Below are 15,222 nucleotides of genomic sequence, written 5' to 3'. Positions count from 1 at the left end.
GCTTTTTATATAGAAAAAGAGTGACTAATTAGCCACCCTTTAAATCTTCTTTTGCTTTAAACTTTCGTACAAATTTGCAATCGCTTTTGCCATTAACTCAAAGTTTGGTTCATTTAAACTAGTGACGGTACATGGTGGTCTTTCTTGCTGCTTGTTTATCCTATTCACCTCAATTCAATTACTATTTTTCCGTACTTGTTATTTACATATTCCACAAATAATTCACAAAGTAACTGTTGGGCAACAACTTTAAAAACATCCTCATCAATGTTGATTATTGTCTCTTCAGTAATGAAACTTTTCCTTTCCTTCATGTTGACCACCTTATTCTTATTTTGAATTTAATAATATTTGATATACTATTCTCATTATTTGTGCAGAATCTTCACCAGAGTTTTTATTTATAACATTTATTTTTACATTGGCGTATCTGTTTTCATTATTATTAATTTTCATGATTTATTCCTTCTAACGGATAAGCAGTTTTATCTAATGTTTTTAACATTAATTCATCGATAATTAAATTTACAGCTTTATTTATTAATTTTTTCACTTCTTCTTCTGAATATTGTTGTTTTGGTGGTTCAGTTGATAGTGAGATTTTATATTTTTTCCTCTTATTCATGTTAATCACCATCTTTTCTTGTTAGTTTTCTCCCCTTTTAACCAATTTTGAAAAATCTCTTCGTGAACCAATATTTTTCTTCCAATCATCTTAACAGGGAATTCCCCACTTCTCATCAACACATATGCCTTGTCCCTACCTATACCTGTCAATTTCATTATGTCTTTTACATCTAACATAACTTTTTGAAACTTAGTCACACCTGCTTGCACCTCCAAGTCCGAAATGATTATAACTTTTTAATATGTAAGTGTCAAAATATTCTGTTAAAGATAATTAACTTGATAATGAGCCAAATAAAAAGAACGACATTTTTTTGCCGTTCTCCAAATAAACAAGTTTAATTAGTACCTATAACTTCTCATGTGTTTTGTCTTCTGCATATACCCTTTTCTAACAATTTTATGGAGTTCATCTTTACCTAAAGTGGTAATGACATCAACAACTTTTTCATGACTTACTGGTAACTTTTTACACACCTCTACAATACTACTTGTTATTGCATATTCCTTTACAATTTCCTGTTCAATTGATTGAGGTTGATACGATTCAACTAGTCGGACGTAATATTGCAGATTCTCAATTTCCTTTTTTGCTCTGTCCAAAGTCATAATAGTAAAAGCCACATAGCACCTCCAAATGATAGATACAAAGTAAGCATAATCCATATTGAAAGTGTTTTATTGGTATATTTATGTAGAATGAGTGACAATAAATTCTTTTATTCCCAATATGCTGCATTTACAACAGCCATATTTCCTTGACTACTCTTATAAACCTTAGAAGGAATTTGAGCTGCAATCAATATATTTGAAACTTGTCCATTTAATAATCCGTCATATAATTTAGAATATGATGTTCGATTAAAATATAAATACCAAGAATCGGAATATCCACCATCTAAAGGAGTCACCTGACCACAAAAAAACTTACTTTCATTTGTAAATCCATAATTATAATAATCACATAATTCAATTGTGCCTTCTAGAAAAAATTTTTCATCTAAATTATTGGACATATTAAATTGAACTTCTTTTGCAGTTAAAGATACCCCAGCTTCCTTCATAAATTTATACTTTTTATCTTCCATAGCCACTACTTTTTTGGTTTCATTTTCTTTAACTACGGAATTGATAAAACTCACATCTAATTTATCTTCATTGAGATTCGATTTTCCAAATGTTTCTTCTAACTTTTTATAGTATTTATCATATTCCTTTCTAGCCTCTTTTTCATCTGCACCAGTTAATTGATATAGTTTGACTTCTAAAAAAGACATATTCAAATGTCTAATATTATTTGTAATTTCTTTTTCTTCTTTAGATAATTCCTTTTCATCTTGAGATAGAAATCCTAGAACAGCATCATTAAATCCTTCTGATGTTGTATCAATTCCATTAATAGTTTCATTGAGATAAATAGTATATTGAATCCCTTCATCCCATATTTCCTGACTTACGGTACTTGGTTTTTGATTACAACCTGAAATAAAACTAATAACTAATAATAAACCTAAAATACAAAATCTCCTTATCATTCTAAACATCCCTTCCATACCTTTATAGGTAAATTTTACTACAAATTATAATGGGATAATTTAGAAATTTTCGACAAATTCTTACAATTTAAAAAAGAGTAGCAATTTTAGCCACTCAAACTAACCTTCCAAATATTCAACAATATCTTTAATCACATTTTTTCGTCTACCCTTTGAATATTCTAATAGGAAATCTAAATATACTATCTCAATCAATTTCTCGACATCTATTCCATGCTTAGGAACAAAATAAGATAAATCTTGCAATAATACTTCAGCCCTTAATACATCATCCCTATCAATTTTTGTTAGAAGAGTAGCATTACTTTTTGATGGTATTAGAGGATTATCATTGACCATTGGTAATTGCTGCTTACGAACATTCAGCCTAGTGTAAATTGAGCCAACATTGCCATCATTGTTTCGTACTTCCTCAATAAAATCTAAGAAAACATGTTCAACTAATTCACTTTGCTTGTATGCTTTTTCCTCACTTCTTTTCTGGAAAATATCATCACATAAAATTTCGGCTCTTTGATACAGGTCATTTGGAACACTAATCTGAAAAGCAAGTCTTCTATCTTTCAACAAAAAATTTATGACTCGGTTCATGAATCCTTTATCCTCTAAAGCTAATATTTCCTTGTTGATTAAGTCATACCTACTATATTTAACTCCTTCCAATTGATCACCCCATTAACTCATTAATTAATATACGGTGTGCTGCTTGCCTAATACTCCTCAAACCCCATTCTACTTTTAAACTAGCAATCTTTTCATAAACATCCTTCTTTACCTTAGTAGATACATAATTTCTATTATCCTTATAATCTATTGGTCTAGAATATTGAATATACGGTCTTTCTAATGCATGAGAAAAAATATTTTCTAAATAGGAGTGAATTTCACCTTTGAAGCCGTTCTCTAAACTTAATCTGCCAATCTGTAATTTTTGTTCAGCATTGACCGGAATTTTTATTTGAAACTTTTTATTAGTTCTTATTTTCCGTTCAGATGATTTATTATGATCATCAAGTGTAAACAATTTTGTCTTTTTAAACATAGGTGATAGTGTTCCCATCTTATCCCCCCACTTCTTTTTTCCTGAAAAATAGTTGTTATCCTAGTGACAGAATTCCATAATTCCATTTTTTAACGGTGGAGAGGGGTGGTATTACCGACTACGATTTTTATACCTCCACCGTTATTCTTTTGAATAATCCTCAGTCCATCTTTTCTACGTCGCATAGCATCATAAAGTAGGTCTTTTACAAAAGGAGCAAAACTAATACCTTCTTCTTCAATCCAATCCATGATTTCCTTTTCACGCTCGTTTTTATCGTTGAATGATACTGATTTAGGTTTTTTACCACTCAATTTCTATCACTCCTTTTTGGTAGTTACTAAAATATATTACCGTCACTACCACTTTATACATTAAAAAGGTATGTCCACCTGAAATTTTGATGTATCCCTTTATTGATTTAATTTTGTTTAGATATGGTAAAATCAAAAAAAGGAATTTTAGATTAAAATGGAGAATTGATTTATGGGTGATAAAATGAATTATGTGTGTCATATAGAGGAATTAATAAAAAAAAGTGGACTGAGAAAGGATTTTATCTGTAAGAAGATAGGTACTACCACTAGACAACTGAGAAATTATGAAAAAATGGAACTATTCATACCAATGGAAAAGGGTTTATTATTGGCAGAGTTATTAAACTGTAAAGTGGATGATTTTTATGAACGAAAAGTGGATTAGGTTAATTCAAAATTTCTAGGAAAATGGATATGAACCTGAGGATATACAAATGATTGTACATTTCTATGATGTGATGATAGAAACGCATGAACAAATGAAAAATCTTTATTTGACTGAAGAGGATTAATCTTTATTTATTGGGGGATTTATGAACTACTTAGATACGAAAATAAAAGAAATGAATTACTATATTGATAATCCAACAGAAGAAAATATACAAAGGCTAAAAATTTTTTTAATGGAAAAAGAAGAAGATACATACTTAAAACAGGCAATTCCTCGTTACTGTGCTAGACTTTTTTTATCATTAGGAAAAGAAGGGATTCATATCCTTAAGGAACTGGTAAAGCAAACTCCAGGAAGGATTTATCCAGCAGCAATAATTGAGACACTTTTTGTTACATCACTAAGACAACAAAATGACTTACGATTTATTAATCCTGAACTTCCTTTAATAAAACAACCAGAAATAACTGATGTAATGGTAGAATCAGCAATAAAAGCTGTACACGAATTAGTAAACGAAAGCTTGGTTGATCCAGATTTATTTTATGATATAATACATGTCATTTATGTTCAAGAACAAATGAGTTATAGATCACCTAATGATCCATCTTCTTTTGCTAAATTTGTCTTTAACATTTTTGGAGAAAGCTCAATAAAAATAAATAAAAAAATTATTGAAAGATTTAATGAAATAATAATAAACCCAAATATTAAGGAAGAGGATTGTCAAGTTTTTTTAAAAGAAAATCCTGCTCTAATAGATCCCTTAGCCAAAGAAATTATTCCTAAACAAAAACTTGGTTTGGAATTTATTACAGATTTTGTTGTTAGAAAACTAAATGATGAGTATATTATGGTTGAAATTGAAAAACCATCAACTCCCATTTTTACTAAAACTAATGATTTTTCCTCCCACTTTACACACGCTTTAGGACAAGTTCTTGATTTTCAAGAGTGGGTTGAATCTAATATTGCATATGCTGATAAAATAATGCCTAGTATTACCTCTCCAATTGGACTATTAGTTATTGGTCATAATAATCAACTTAACGAATTTCAAAAGAAAAAATTACGTAGATTTAATATAAATAATCATGGAAAAGTAAAAGTAATTACATTTGATGAATTACTGGATAATTCTTATAAGCTATACAGTAATATGTTGAGTTAATGACTTTTTCCGAGGGACAAAATGAACGTGAACATTCAGATACACTACATAACATCAAGTAAAGCGTATCAAAAGGGAGATTTTCAACTAAGAGGACGTAAACCTGAGCAGGTAGCGCTGGATTTTTGGAAGCAAATTCAGAAGCATATGTCTTATAGAGCTGAATTGGAAAAAGTGATATGTAATGGTGAGGATATTACCGATAAAGTGAAGGAGTTAGAGGAATTTGAAATAAGAAAGATTGATGATAGTATGGATTATTTACCTTTTTAAGCCCCTCTCCAATATCAATTAAAAATATTTCTTATATTTTTTGAAACTTCTAGATATTTACTTTCGTACAAGATACTAGAAAAAATATATTGAAAGAGGTAATATCATGTCGATTGATTTAAGTTCTGCACTAACAGAGGTTTTTTTACAATCTATACCGTTAATGGGTAAAATATTTACTGCACCGTTTATTCTTTGCATTTCGTTACCTGCAATAATTGGAGGAAAATTATTTGGTAAAGAAGGTTCTGCTCTAGGAGGATTTTTAGGCTTAGTTTTAGCTAGTTCATTTGGTTTTATAGGATAGAATAAGCCCTCTCGATTGAGAAGGGCTTTTGTTGTGGGGTAATCGTAATACATGGTTTAAATATTATCACCTACGCTACAAAATTTATTCCTTGTTATTAAAAAATCCCTAGTATTATTTTGATGTTATCGTCATTGTCAATTCAGAATAATGTACAAGAATTATTTCCTCATTTAGTTTTCCCTCTTCCTTTATTTCACAGTATCCAGATTCATATTGATGAATAATAATATATTCTTTCCCTTCAAAGATAACGTATGTTTTCTCCATGCTAACACACCTCAAATTATTATTTTAATATTAAAAACTACTAATAATATCTATTCCAAAGAATAAAAAATATGAGGGAATTTTAAAATTGTTCATAATTTTGTCAAATTTACACTTATATGTATGCGTTTTCAGTTGATAAAATAATTCCATCTTTTGTAAAATAGGAGCGAAATAGAGTGAGTAATGAGGAGTTAATGAGGAAAATTGAAAATATAAGAAATAAAATGATTTCTGTAGGAATGTCCGAGGGGTTAACTTCACCAAATACAATTAAACTTAGCGAAATACTTGATAAACTAATCAACTTAAAATTGAGTAGCTATTAGAAAAGCCCTCCAATTAAGGAAGGCTTCTTGTTTTTATATAGATCTTATAGCGTTATCAAGTCCTTGGAATAATTCCATAGGGTTATTAGCACGTATTGTGACGTTGCTTAGGTTGTAATGTTTGCTATTATCAGTGGTACTGGATTGATTTTGAGTTGCATTGAATCTCATTTTTTCCTCAATCCGTCTATACACTGCATCTGCAAAAGGATCCATTCTTTTACCAACCAAAGGAACTGCCGCTTCTTGTCCAGCATCACCTAAAACAGCTAATTCAGGCTTATCAAAGAATCCACCATTTGCATACCATTTCACATCAAAGTCAGGATATGGGATTCCCCACTTATTCTCTTTCATGTCAACAGAAACATGAGGAAGTTTTAAATCAGGTAATTTCCACTTGAAATCAAAAGCACCTTTTATCCTATCGACTAACCCCATCACAGTATCTTTAGCATCTTCGATAGGATTGGTAATAGCTTTTTTAATCTTAGCAAATTTATCTTGTAAGATTAACCACAAATCAGAAGCCTTCTCTGTAATAGTGTCCCAGTTTTTCCAGAGTAAAACACCTACCCCAATTAATGCTCCAATCGCCAAAGCAATTAATCCAAGTGGGTTAGCGTTCAAAGCCACATTTAATAGCCATTGTGCAGTGGTTTGGGCTGTTGTAGCCACTCTCCAAGCATTATAAAATCCTGTTAAAGTATTAATAATCATTTGTGCACCAATTGCACCTGTAATACCTACAATGACAGGTAATAATATATTCATATTATCTTTGACAAATTTAACTGAATCTGTTAAACCATCATATGCCTTAGAAGCAGTGTCAATTGCATCTTGGATTCCCTCTTTTATTTCAGGCATATGATCGGTAATCCAATCAGAAAACTCAACCATTTTCGGTAAAACTTTATCCCCAATTGGAACAAGCAATTCTGTAGTAATATTTCGTCCAATTCCTGATAACGCTTCTCCAAATGAATCATATTTAACTTCATTAATTTGACCTAAGGCATCTTTTGATAATGAAGCGTTAGTTCCAATATTACCTAATGCTGCTATACCTTGTGCTTCTAGGTCTTCAAATTGAGTTCCAAATAGTTCAACACCAATTCGATTCTTTTCCACTGGATCAGTAATACTATTAAGTCCTGTCATAACTTGATTAAAAGCCTGTTGAGCAGTGTCCCCACCAGCAGCAAAACTTTGTGACATTTGTTCAGCATTTAGTCCTAGAGATTGAAACGCATCAACAGAAGTAGTAGACATGTCCTTTGAACGAATATTAAATTCCTTCATGGCATCCCCGACTTTATCAATTGAAAAAGCACCATTTTGAGCACCATCAATTAATACATTTGTAAATTCTTCTGCCGAAAATCCCATTGCTTGGAATTGAGGAGCATACTCATTAAGAGTATCAATCAAATCACCGTTTTTATTAGCACCATTTTGAGCACCTTGAGCGATTAAATTGAATGCTTCATCAGATGTTATCCCAAATTGTTTCATTAATGAATTAGCTGCATTAGTTGTCTCAGCAACATCCATTTCAAAAGTATCACGTAACATTAAGGCATTTTTAGTTGTCTTTTCTAATTCCTCACCTGTTAAACCAGTATTTTGTTTAACAAGAGCCATAGACTGAGCAATATCATCAAATGACTCTCCAAGATTAGCATTATAAATATTTTTAAGGGATTCTTCCATCCCTTTCATTTCTTCTTGAGTCGCACCAGTTGAAGCTTGTAGTCCATTTAATGACTTATCCAAATCATCAGCCATTTTAAATCCTGCAATTCCAACACCAGCCAATGCTATGCCTAACCCTGCTACCGCCCCGGCTGCTATTGTTCCTATGTTACTAGCCCAACCTTTAGTTTGGTTTTCAGCGTTATTCATTTGTGTTTCAGCATTTTCCATGCCTTGTTCAAATTGACTAGTATTTAAAACGATCTCAGCGCCATATGAACCTAAATCAAATGCACCTGTACTCATTTATTATCACCTGCCTTTTGATATCCACCTAATTTACTTAACTTGCCAATGTCAGGAGTAGTTACTTTTAACCGTTCAATCTGTCTCAAGTACTCTCGTCCTTCTTCTGTCTCTTTTAAGTCCATTATTTGATTTTCCCTTAACAATGATAGAAAAATAGGATAGTTCAATTTCATTATTTCTTTATATCCCATATGAGTTTTCCTAATTAAATAAGCAATGTTAGGCAATATCCTTAATTCTTCTTGACTCACATTCCCCTTCCCCTGACCTATTGCTGTTGGGAGGGAAGGGAATTGGAGTTTGGGTTTGAATTAATTTCAATCATTCGGTTTTGGTAATAATTCAAAAGTGCTGTTTTTTGTGTTACGTGTAATTTTCTAACAAATAACTCATCAATATCATTTAATTCTGAAAGTAACAGATAAACCATTTTATCCTGCAATTCAAAACCATTTTCTACATTATTTGTTTTCTTTACTTTTTCTGCCTCTTGTTGCAAATGATACATTTTTAGTACTGTTTCTGTATTATAAGAAGTAGGTACTTTGTAAATTTCTCCACCAATCTTAAAAGAAATGTCTTCAGAAACTAATATATCTAAATCGATAATTTCAGCCATATTTTCACCTCGTTTATTTTTTGCTTAAATAAAAAAAGGAAGGAGCAACCCTTCCCTATTAATTATGAAATTGTTAAATTTTGACCAACAGTTGTAACCTGTGATCCATTTTTAGCTTTGATCTGGTATGTAGCTGCAGTTAGACCTTTTACTTCAGCATATAGAACTGTTGGACTTGAATAGAAAGTATTTAATTCATGTTCACCGTCAAATTGCTCAGCAAATACAACACTACTTTCATTGAAGTTTGTACCAGTTACTTTAACCATTAGTGGTAATGAAGCTGTTGTCATAGTAGTAGGACTAATTGTAGATACAGTTGGTGAAGGTTGTGTGCCAACTTCTTCGATAATCTCAACTAAGTTACCATCGTATTTACCAGTTACTGCTAATGCTTTAAATTCAGCATCAATTACAGTTTCTTTTTCCTTATCAAAGGTAAGTTCAAACCCTGATTGAGCCTGTGCTTTAAACACATTAACCGTTAATTTCAATCCATCAGGCTTTGTATGTACAAATCGAAGATAGTTAACAGGAATGTTTTTCATTCCACCTACTCCAACTCGTCTAGTTCCAGTACCTTCTGAATAATAAGCCGCACTTAATTTTTCAATATTTTTTAAATCCCAAGTTAGAATACCTGATTTAAAAGTAACTGTTTCCTCAGTTTTAAAACTCGCAATTGTCCCACGGTTACCGGATTTCACCTCATAAAAACTTGGAGAATATGTTAATGCTGCACCTCCACTAATTGCACCTACATTCTCAAGTGCCGCATTAATTTCTTCCTCTGTAGCTGTTGGGGAAACTACACCAATATACAAATCCCCACTACCTAACAAAAACGTATCTTCTGCTACTGTCATTTATATACACCCTTTCTTTTAATTAGCTTTAATATTAAAAGTTAACGTTTGTTCGAAAACTTTGTAATCAGGATAAAAAACAATTCCACTACCACCTGCATGTCTAGATGTATAGATAGTTGTTTCATTGATTGTTACACCTGTTTTTTTCTTGTGAAATAAAAATAGAAGCCTATTCGAAATAGACTCCAACAATAAAACATTTTTTGTTGTTACTCGAATATCACACCGATATTGAGTAGTCCCTTCACTTGCAAGAAATGGAGATACCTCATAAACAATGTTAGGATAATCTTCATTATTGAAAGGTTCATAAGGGTTAATTCGTTTATTTTGATCAGTGTAACCAATCAAATCTAATATCTCTTGGTCTGATAGCAGATATTTAAGTATTGCTTTAATCACTTACACCAATCCCCCTTCTGATTCTTTCTTGAATTTCTCCTATATTTTCTTCAATTGCCGGACGAATAAATGGTTGTGGTTTTGTACCAGGATGATTCACTTCATCAACTGTTACCCATTTCCCATCAATTTTTAACTTTAATGGTTTACCATCATTCCGTATAATCGAATGAGGTTTACTTCCCTCTTCCACCGAAGGAGCGTATTCTAAATTAGTTCCTACCTTCGCTCGACTAATATCATCTGAATGCTGAGTAACATGTGTAATCCTTCTACGAAGATCACCAGTATCAACAGGAGCACGTTGTTTCGCTTCTGCCTCTACAAAAGTAGCAATCTCTTCTAATGTTTGTTTTCTTTTCCGTTTCATATCCTCAATGGCTTCATCAAAGCGACTCATTACTTCACCTTCTTTATCAAGACTTCATAATGATTGTCATATGCTGTGAATTCAGTTACTTCAAACTCTAAACCACTGTATTCAATGATTGATTTAATCCTAATTTTTTCATTAGGAAGACAAAAAACACGATTTGAAACATCTACAGTTACACCATATCTTTGTTCAGCTAACCTAGTGGAAAATGGTTCAACTTCCCCAAGGAATTGTGTTTTTGTTGGAATATCATCATAAATTGGTCTGTCAAACTCGTCTGTACCTGAAGGAGTATTACTTTGTACTTTTTCAACAATGTAAAGTGTTTTTGTTAATCTCATAGGAATTTCACCCTTGCATTAGACTGTAACCGATTCATAATGTTAAGTGGATATTCCTTGATAAATGATTGACTCAAACTACCCTTACCTTCAGACTGAGTATTTTCTACACCTCTTTGACGAAATTGAAACACAACCATTTCTTCAATGACAGAATTTAAACCTGTAGGAATTTCATCAATTTTACAGTAATCCCTTGTATAATCTTGTGCCCTAGCAATGAATAAATTTAATAATCCATTTTTGGAATCGTCAAATTCATCAATATCAAGCAAAATTTTTACATTTTCTAAAGAAGTCGACATTCTTATTCACCCTCTTTTTTAGGTGACTGTTTACCCTTTTTAGGTTGTTCCTTTTTAGGCTGTTCTTGTTTTACTTCTTCATAATTTTTATCATTCTGGCATCGTTTCACATGATCAGGATCAGTTACTTCCCATTCAACACCAGTTTGTAAATTTTTAAAAAACATAGTTTGTCACCTCACTAATAAAAAACGAGCAGAGAAATAAATCCCTACTCGCTTGATAATTATGTATTTAATTAAGCAATTGTAGCTGTTAATACTGCTACTGCTTCAGGACGAAGAACTTCAGCACCATAAACCATAAGTCCACGGATACCATCAGCAAAGTCACCTTCTAAACGGAGAGCTTCAGTTTCTTCAATCTGCTTTCCATGTCCGATTCCAGACTTATGAAGAGCCATGATTTTGTATTTTCCAGTAACATTTGCTACTTCTTCAGAAACTACAACTTGCATACCATTGATTACTTGACCTTCAACTACACCATTTTCAAGTACTACAGGATTACGAGTAAAACGGTCATCTTTAGAAAGTAAACCTAAGAATGCAGAGTTAATTACTACAAATCGATCAGCTTTAGGAACTTTCTTTTGACTTAATTTTGTACCTAAATCCACAACATAATCATATGCATTCAATTTATCGATTGCTTTAGGAGCCGCATCTGTACCGATAACGTTATCTGCATGAGCACCAGTATATAAACCTAATACATACTTATCTACATTTTCTTGAAGAGTTGCAGAAGCTTCAGCAGTGTGGGAATCAACTAATTCACCAGCCGCTTGTACCTTATCAACATCTTTCACTTTGAATGCGAAATATTTCTTTTGATCCATATCTAGTTCTGCTGCTGAAGTCGTTAACTCATCAAAAGAAACTGAACCAGCATAATCTTTTACTGCAACTGAACCAACACGATTGAAAATAATTTTGTTTCCTTTAATTTCTTCTGGAGGAGTTGTAATTACATTTGCGATTGACGCCTTATGAAAATTAGTTAATAGTTTTGCTTCCCATACCTGTGGAATAAATGTTGTTACTGCCATGTTTTATCACCTTTACCTTTTCGATTTTTAGTTTTAGTGCTTCTTTATACCGTCTAGCCCGAAAGACAAATATTTTTTTAGTTCTTTAACGCTTCATTTACAACTTTAGGGTCTAGTTTCATAATGTCCTCTGAAGACATCCCCTTTAATTGTTCTTTTGTAATTGTTACTGGTGGAGTATTACCACTTGGAGGATTAATCCCACCTGCTTTTAATTGATCTTGCACTCTCTCATTGATGTGAGTATCAAAAACTTCTTGCAAGGTTTTTAAGTTTGCAAGTGTTTGTTCTTCATCCTCACCTACGAAATAATCAACAAGTTTCACAGGTAACTTTTGTTCAGTTGCAACATTAAGTGCCTGTGCTTTTAAATCTTTTAGAAGTAATTGTCTTTCAAGTTCTTGAAGTTTTTGTTCCAAAGGATTAGATGGAGGATTCTGTTTCTTAACTTCCTCATCCACTAACTTTTTAAGATTATTACTCTTCCAAGTTTCTAGCCCTTTTGTAAAATATGAGTCTAGTCTAGGTTGAAGTATCTTCTTACCTTCTTCTGATTCAAGGAATGATGTAACTCCATCAGGTGTTACTTGTGAGAACCCCTGTAAGTAGTTTTTTACATCCTCATTATCTTTTTGTTCCTCAAAAAACTTTTTGATATCTTCTAAATTCATTTTCCTAACCTCCGATAACCCTTTATGTACGAGCCATAAAGTGTATAATTTTGTTCTAGTTGTTCTTTTACGTCTGCAAGCAGGAAAAAAGACAATATAAAAAGCCACTAACGATTGCTAATACCTTAATAACAAATATTAAATTCCTTTAGCCTTTGACCATTCTTCATAATTCTTATATTCAATAATTTTCTTAGATTCATTGTCTTTGCGTTGCTTAGGTTGATAGTTTGAAACTGCCGGAATCCAACAACTTCTACAATTAGGATGAGCAGGAATCTTTGGACGTTTAGGATCATCAATTTTCCACCGCTTACTATCACGACTTCGACAGATTTCAGAAGTTTTGTTATCAAGTGTAGCTGTATAGATTAATTCTTGAACAACTCCACTTCCCTCATATAGTTTTTCTTGTGCTGAAGAAATAACCCTAGCTGATTCTGTTCTCATTAGTCTTTGTGAATTATAGACGGATGTATTAAATGATTTCCTCATTCTACGTGCCATTCTATCAATACTTTCACCTTGAATTATTCCTTGTGTTAACTCAGTCCTTAATGCTTTCACTAAAGCATCATTATTACCCCAAATACGCTCTGAAAATGGAACTCCTGACCAATTAAAAACAATTGCTTCTTTCACAAATTCAGGTTTCAACAAAGCAAAATCAATGACTGCTTGAGTACCAGTTTCCAAAGTAAAAGCAGTTTGATAATAGGATTGTTTATAAATATCGGTAAGAATGGTATTAAAATGTTTAGTTTCAATGCCACCTAGATTCTTAATTTCTTCCCTAATTTGCTGTTCAATTGCTACTAATCGATTGTATTTATTTAGATTGGCCAACCTTAATTTTCCATCTACCGCATATTGCATATACAATTTCGCAATAATGGATTGAATACTTTCCAATGAACCTTTATAAGCCCTAATAATCTCTTTATGCTGCTCATCAGTTAAATTAAACATACTCTCAACTAGGTTAAGAAAATCGTCTTCAAATTTAGACATTTAAACCACTCATTAAGTCTGCATTTAAACCCATTGATTCTTGTTCTTCACCTAACTTCTTCATTGAAGCAGATGGATTAGTGATTCTCGGCAACCATGATAATAATTCCTCTTGTGGAACAATACCTTGTAAGTCACGTACCATTGCAACAATACTTGCTTCATCAACAGGAACGTTACGAGTAAAGGAAATATTAATATCCCTTGCATCGAATTCTTTACTTTTTGCTATTTTTAACCATTCACAAAAGAACTCTAAGCGATCCTTTAGCACTCTTTCAAAAATGGATTCTGCGATAGCGGATTGGTTTTCTAATTCCTGCAACTTTAAACGAATAGCAACACCAGAAGTATTACTTTGGAATGACTCATTTAGATTTACTTGAGAACTTTGAATATAGATTTCATTTTTAAGGTTATCTAATAAATCCTTGAAAAATTGACTATTCGGATTCTTCGTTAACCATTCCGCTTTCGCTTTCTCATTAGGGAGAATGATAATTCCATTTTCCTTCATCTTTTGAGCATCTTCTTGTGTAAGAGTACAGTTAGTTAGAACAAGATAAGCGTTTCTGAAGTCCATCATTTCTTGTACAGAAACACTATGAAGGGAATTATACATGTCTATAATTTTCATGATATCTGCAAATGTGGATTTCTCATTATCATTGTTCTTTAATTTACGAACCGGACAACGTGAGAATCTATGTGGTTTTTGTTCGAGTAATGTTAGATTACTTCCACTCTTTGAGTATCTGGAATAATTAACACTGTCCCAAACTTCCACATATTCCAATTCATCGAATTCTAATTTGTATTTCCTTACTGCAAGGGATACTTTTGAATCCACCGTTCCATCATGAAGGACTACCATTTCCAAAGGGGTAAAATAGGTACTCTGAAATTCCCCTTTTGTATTAATAAAAGACACTTCATAAGCAGCACCATGAATTGAACTCTTTAATTTGAGATTAATATTATGTTCCTTTTCCCAACCTGAAAAATAGTAATCAATTAAATCAATGAATTCTTTATTTCCACTTTTAGAAGAATAATTAACTGGCTTACCAAGAATATATCCAACGCTATTCTGTACCATCTTTCTACAATAGTTAAAATAAGCTCTCATATCTGATTTAGTGGGATCGGATTTCCCTTTTTCATGGAGAATATCATGATCACCATTGTAGTATCTTTCTAACTTAGAATAGGTTACCTTTCCTAAGTCGATTTTCTCAATCAGTTTTAAAATAATATCTTGTTGATTCACACTTTCACCTTCCTTGC

The 15,222-nt window shown here is 32.2% G+C and carries 28 protein-coding genes; 5 read left to right on the top strand and 23 right to left on the bottom strand.

The genetic code is table 11. The features are described 5' to 3' along the window. Positions 1–39 precede the first annotated feature (39 nt). The 9 genes from ABC255_RS08880 to ABC255_RS08840 form a co-directional block, all read right to left on the bottom strand. Positions 40–168 (bottom strand): hypothetical protein, encoded by a 129-nt coding sequence (locus tag ABC255_RS08880; RefSeq protein ID WP_412992851.1) that lies wholly within the window; start codon positions 166–168, stop codon positions 40–42. Beyond that, the gene (locus tag ABC255_RS08875) at positions 165–314 is read right to left on the bottom strand and encodes a hypothetical protein (RefSeq protein ID WP_412992849.1); all 150 of its coding nucleotides are present in this window, start codon (positions 312–314) and stop codon (positions 165–167) included. The genes ABC255_RS08880 and ABC255_RS08875 overlap by 4 nt, the downstream gene beginning before the upstream one ends. 131 nt (positions 315–445) lie before the next feature. Beyond that, entirely contained in the window at positions 446–625 is a 180-nt protein-coding gene (locus ABC255_RS08870) for a hypothetical protein (RefSeq protein ID WP_412992847.1), read from the bottom strand. Between the two features lie 5 nt (positions 626–630). Then, a complete protein-coding gene (locus ABC255_RS08865; RefSeq protein ID WP_412992845.1) occupies positions 631–804 on the bottom strand; it encodes a helix-turn-helix domain-containing protein in 174 nt (57 codons plus the stop codon). A gap of 165 nt (positions 805–969) precedes the next feature. After that, positions 970–1,251 carry a hypothetical protein gene (locus ABC255_RS08860; protein WP_412992844.1) on the bottom strand — a complete coding sequence of 94 codons (282 nt, stop codon included), beginning with the start codon at positions 1,249–1,251 and terminating at the stop codon, positions 970–972. Positions 1,252–1,346: 95 nt separating this feature from the next. Beyond that, positions 1,347–2,162: a hypothetical protein gene (locus tag ABC255_RS08855; protein WP_412992842.1), complete on the bottom strand. Its 816-nt coding sequence runs from the start codon at positions 2,160–2,162 to the stop codon at positions 1,347–1,349. A gap of 120 nt (positions 2,163–2,282) precedes the next feature. Then, the gene (locus tag ABC255_RS08850) at positions 2,283–2,846 is read right to left on the bottom strand and encodes a hypothetical protein (protein WP_412992841.1); all 564 of its coding nucleotides are present in this window, start codon (positions 2,844–2,846) and stop codon (positions 2,283–2,285) included. 4 nt (positions 2,847–2,850) lie between these two features. Beyond that, positions 2,851–3,243 (bottom strand): hypothetical protein, encoded by a 393-nt coding sequence (locus ABC255_RS08845; protein ID WP_412992840.1) that lies wholly within the window; start codon positions 3,241–3,243, stop codon positions 2,851–2,853. 71 nt (positions 3,244–3,314) lie between these two features. After that, a complete protein-coding gene (locus tag ABC255_RS08840; RefSeq protein ID WP_412992838.1) occupies positions 3,315–3,539 on the bottom strand; it encodes a hypothetical protein in 225 nt (74 codons plus the stop codon). A gap of 172 nt (positions 3,540–3,711) precedes the next feature. Between ABC255_RS08840 and ABC255_RS08835 the strand changes: the two genes are divergently transcribed. The 4 genes from ABC255_RS08835 to ABC255_RS08820 all read left to right on the top strand — a co-directional run bounded on the left by ABC255_RS08835 (position 3,712) and on the right by ABC255_RS08820 (position 5,684). Continuing rightward, positions 3,712–3,927, top strand: a complete 216-nt coding sequence (locus ABC255_RS08835) for a helix-turn-helix domain-containing protein (protein WP_412992836.1) — start codon at positions 3,712–3,714, stop codon at positions 3,925–3,927. Positions 3,928–4,105: 178 nt separating this feature from the next. Beyond that, entirely contained in the window at positions 4,106–5,104 is a 999-nt protein-coding gene (locus ABC255_RS08830) for a Shedu anti-phage system protein SduA domain-containing protein (protein WP_412992834.1), read from the top strand. 27 nt (positions 5,105–5,131) lie between these two features. Next, positions 5,132–5,377: a hypothetical protein gene (locus ABC255_RS08825; RefSeq protein WP_412992833.1), complete on the top strand. Its 246-nt coding sequence runs from the start codon at positions 5,132–5,134 to the stop codon at positions 5,375–5,377. Positions 5,378–5,483: 106 nt separating this feature from the next. Next, positions 5,484–5,684: a hypothetical protein gene (locus ABC255_RS08820; protein WP_412992831.1), complete on the top strand. Its 201-nt coding sequence runs from the start codon at positions 5,484–5,486 to the stop codon at positions 5,682–5,684. 114 nt (positions 5,685–5,798) lie between these two features. On the opposite strand, the gene ABC255_RS08815 is transcribed toward ABC255_RS08820, so the two are convergent. After that, entirely contained in the window at positions 5,799–5,954 is a 156-nt protein-coding gene (locus ABC255_RS08815) for a hypothetical protein (RefSeq protein ID WP_412992829.1), read from the bottom strand. Between the two features lie 197 nt (positions 5,955–6,151). Here ABC255_RS08815 and ABC255_RS08810 point away from each other — a divergent pair, with 197 nt between their 5' ends. Continuing rightward, the gene (locus ABC255_RS08810; RefSeq protein ID WP_412998516.1) at positions 6,152–6,283 is read left to right on the top strand and encodes an aspartyl-phosphate phosphatase Spo0E family protein; all 132 of its coding nucleotides are present in this window, start codon (positions 6,152–6,154) and stop codon (positions 6,281–6,283) included. A 33-nt stretch (positions 6,284–6,316) separates the two neighbouring features. Here the strand turns inward: ABC255_RS08810 and ABC255_RS08805 are convergent, their stop codons facing one another. The 13 genes from ABC255_RS08805 to ABC255_RS08745 form a co-directional block, all read right to left on the bottom strand. Beyond that, positions 6,317–8,287 (bottom strand): phage tail tape measure protein, encoded by a 1,971-nt coding sequence (locus ABC255_RS08805; RefSeq protein WP_412992827.1) that lies wholly within the window; start codon positions 8,285–8,287, stop codon positions 6,317–6,319. Continuing rightward, positions 8,284–8,541 (bottom strand): hypothetical protein, encoded by a 258-nt coding sequence (locus ABC255_RS08800; RefSeq protein ID WP_412992825.1) that lies wholly within the window; start codon positions 8,539–8,541, stop codon positions 8,284–8,286. Before ABC255_RS08800 ends, ABC255_RS08805 begins: the two co-directional genes overlap by 4 nt. Before the next feature lie 17 nt (positions 8,542–8,558). Then, positions 8,559–8,909 carry a hypothetical protein gene (locus ABC255_RS08795; RefSeq protein ID WP_412992823.1) on the bottom strand — a complete coding sequence of 117 codons (351 nt, stop codon included), beginning with the start codon at positions 8,907–8,909 and terminating at the stop codon, positions 8,559–8,561. Between the two features lie 62 nt (positions 8,910–8,971). Beyond that, a complete protein-coding gene (locus ABC255_RS08790) occupies positions 8,972–9,775 on the bottom strand; it encodes an IPT/TIG domain-containing protein (protein ID WP_412992821.1) in 804 nt (267 codons plus the stop codon). Positions 9,776–9,793: 18 nt separating this feature from the next. Next, positions 9,794–10,180: a hypothetical protein gene (locus tag ABC255_RS08785; RefSeq protein ID WP_412992819.1), complete on the bottom strand. Its 387-nt coding sequence runs from the start codon at positions 10,178–10,180 to the stop codon at positions 9,794–9,796. Continuing rightward, entirely contained in the window at positions 10,173–10,580 is a 408-nt protein-coding gene (locus ABC255_RS08780; protein WP_412992818.1) for an HK97-gp10 family putative phage morphogenesis protein, read from the bottom strand. Before ABC255_RS08780 ends, ABC255_RS08785 begins: the two co-directional genes overlap by 8 nt. After that, on the bottom strand, positions 10,580–10,897 hold the full coding sequence (locus tag ABC255_RS08775; RefSeq protein WP_412992816.1) for a hypothetical protein: 318 nt from the start codon (positions 10,895–10,897) through the stop codon (positions 10,580–10,582). Before ABC255_RS08775 ends, ABC255_RS08780 begins: the two co-directional genes overlap by 1 nt. Then, complete coding sequence (locus ABC255_RS08770; RefSeq protein WP_412992815.1) at positions 10,894–11,202, bottom strand: phage head-tail connector protein; 309 nt, start codon at positions 11,200–11,202, stop codon at positions 10,894–10,896. The genes ABC255_RS08775 and ABC255_RS08770 overlap by 4 nt, the downstream gene beginning before the upstream one ends. Positions 11,203–11,204: 2 nt before the next feature. Continuing rightward, positions 11,205–11,369 carry a hypothetical protein gene (locus ABC255_RS08765; protein WP_412992814.1) on the bottom strand — a complete coding sequence of 55 codons (165 nt, stop codon included), beginning with the start codon at positions 11,367–11,369 and terminating at the stop codon, positions 11,205–11,207. A 71-nt stretch (positions 11,370–11,440) separates the two neighbouring features. Further along, complete coding sequence (locus ABC255_RS08760; RefSeq protein ID WP_412992813.1) at positions 11,441–12,253, bottom strand: phage major capsid protein; 813 nt, start codon at positions 12,251–12,253, stop codon at positions 11,441–11,443. 77 nt (positions 12,254–12,330) lie between these two features. Beyond that, a complete protein-coding gene (locus tag ABC255_RS08755) occupies positions 12,331–12,924 on the bottom strand; it encodes a DUF4355 domain-containing protein (RefSeq protein ID WP_412992812.1) in 594 nt (197 codons plus the stop codon). 138 nt (positions 12,925–13,062) lie between these two features. Then, complete coding sequence (locus tag ABC255_RS08750; protein ID WP_412992810.1) at positions 13,063–13,893, bottom strand: minor capsid protein; 831 nt, start codon at positions 13,891–13,893, stop codon at positions 13,063–13,065. A 34-nt stretch (positions 13,894–13,927) separates the two neighbouring features. Beyond that, entirely contained in the window at positions 13,928–15,205 is a 1,278-nt protein-coding gene (locus ABC255_RS08745; protein ID WP_412992809.1) for a phage portal protein, read from the bottom strand. Positions 15,206–15,222 lie beyond the last annotated feature (17 nt).

This window comes from Neobacillus canaveralius (assembly GCF_047237705.1).
GTDB lineage: Bacteria > Bacillota > Bacilli > Bacillales > Cytobacillaceae > Neobacillus > Neobacillus niacini_K.
This window is presented reverse-complemented; position numbering and strand designations above follow the sequence as displayed.

What these genes read in the sequence shown, in the direction of transcription:
- ABC255_RS08875 (WP_412992849.1), bottom strand. Translation starts at nt 314, where the DNA reads ATGAAGGAAAGGAAAAGTTTCATTACTGAAGAGACAATAATCAACATT.
- ABC255_RS08870 (WP_412992847.1), bottom strand. Translation starts at nt 625, where the DNA reads ATGAATAAGAGGAAAAAATATAAAATCTCACTATCAACTGAACCACCA.
- ABC255_RS08865 (WP_412992845.1), bottom strand. Translation starts at nt 804, where the DNA reads ATGTTAGATGTAAAAGACATAATGAAATTGACAGGTATAGGTAGGGAC.
- ABC255_RS08855 (WP_412992842.1), bottom strand. Translation starts at nt 2,162, where the DNA reads ATGATAAGGAGATTTTGTATTTTAGGTTTATTATTAGTTATTAGTTTT.
- ABC255_RS08845 (WP_412992840.1), bottom strand. Translation starts at nt 3,243, where the DNA reads ATGGGAACACTATCACCTATGTTTAAAAAGACAAAATTGTTTACACTT.
- ABC255_RS08835 (WP_412992836.1), top strand. Translation starts at nt 3,712, where the DNA reads ATGGGTGATAAAATGAATTATGTGTGTCATATAGAGGAATTAATAAAA.
- ABC255_RS08830 (WP_412992834.1), top strand. Translation starts at nt 4,106, where the DNA reads ATGAATTACTATATTGATAATCCAACAGAAGAAAATATACAAAGGCTA.
- ABC255_RS08820 (WP_412992831.1), top strand. Translation starts at nt 5,484, where the DNA reads ATGTCGATTGATTTAAGTTCTGCACTAACAGAGGTTTTTTTACAATCT.
- ABC255_RS08815 (WP_412992829.1), bottom strand. Translation starts at nt 5,954, where the DNA reads ATGGAGAAAACATACGTTATCTTTGAAGGGAAAGAATATATTATTATT.
- ABC255_RS08810 (WP_412998516.1), top strand. Translation starts at nt 6,152, where the DNA reads ATGAGGAAAATTGAAAATATAAGAAATAAAATGATTTCTGTAGGAATG.
- ABC255_RS08805 (WP_412992827.1), bottom strand. Translation starts at nt 8,287, where the DNA reads ATGAGTACAGGTGCATTTGATTTAGGTTCATATGGCGCTGAGATCGTT.
- ABC255_RS08795 (WP_412992823.1), bottom strand. Translation starts at nt 8,909, where the DNA reads ATGGCTGAAATTATCGATTTAGATATATTAGTTTCTGAAGACATTTCT.
- ABC255_RS08790 (WP_412992821.1), bottom strand. Translation starts at nt 9,775, where the DNA reads ATGACAGTAGCAGAAGATACGTTTTTGTTAGGTAGTGGGGATTTGTAT.
- ABC255_RS08780 (WP_412992818.1), bottom strand. Translation starts at nt 10,580, where the DNA reads ATGAGTCGCTTTGATGAAGCCATTGAGGATATGAAACGGAAAAGAAAA.
- ABC255_RS08775 (WP_412992816.1), bottom strand. Translation starts at nt 10,897, where the DNA reads ATGAGATTAACAAAAACACTTTACATTGTTGAAAAAGTACAAAGTAAT.
- ABC255_RS08770 (WP_412992815.1), bottom strand. Translation starts at nt 11,202, where the DNA reads ATGTCGACTTCTTTAGAAAATGTAAAAATTTTGCTTGATATTGATGAA.
- ABC255_RS08765 (WP_412992814.1), bottom strand. Translation starts at nt 11,369, where the DNA reads ATGTTTTTTAAAAATTTACAAACTGGTGTTGAATGGGAAGTAACTGAT.
- ABC255_RS08760 (WP_412992813.1), bottom strand. Translation starts at nt 12,253, where the DNA reads ATGGCAGTAACAACATTTATTCCACAGGTATGGGAAGCAAAACTATTA.
- ABC255_RS08755 (WP_412992812.1), bottom strand. Translation starts at nt 12,924, where the DNA reads ATGAATTTAGAAGATATCAAAAAGTTTTTTGAGGAACAAAAAGATAAT.
- ABC255_RS08750 (WP_412992810.1), bottom strand. Translation starts at nt 13,893, where the DNA reads ATGTTTAATTTAACTGATGAGCAGCATAAAGAGATTATTAGGGCTTAT.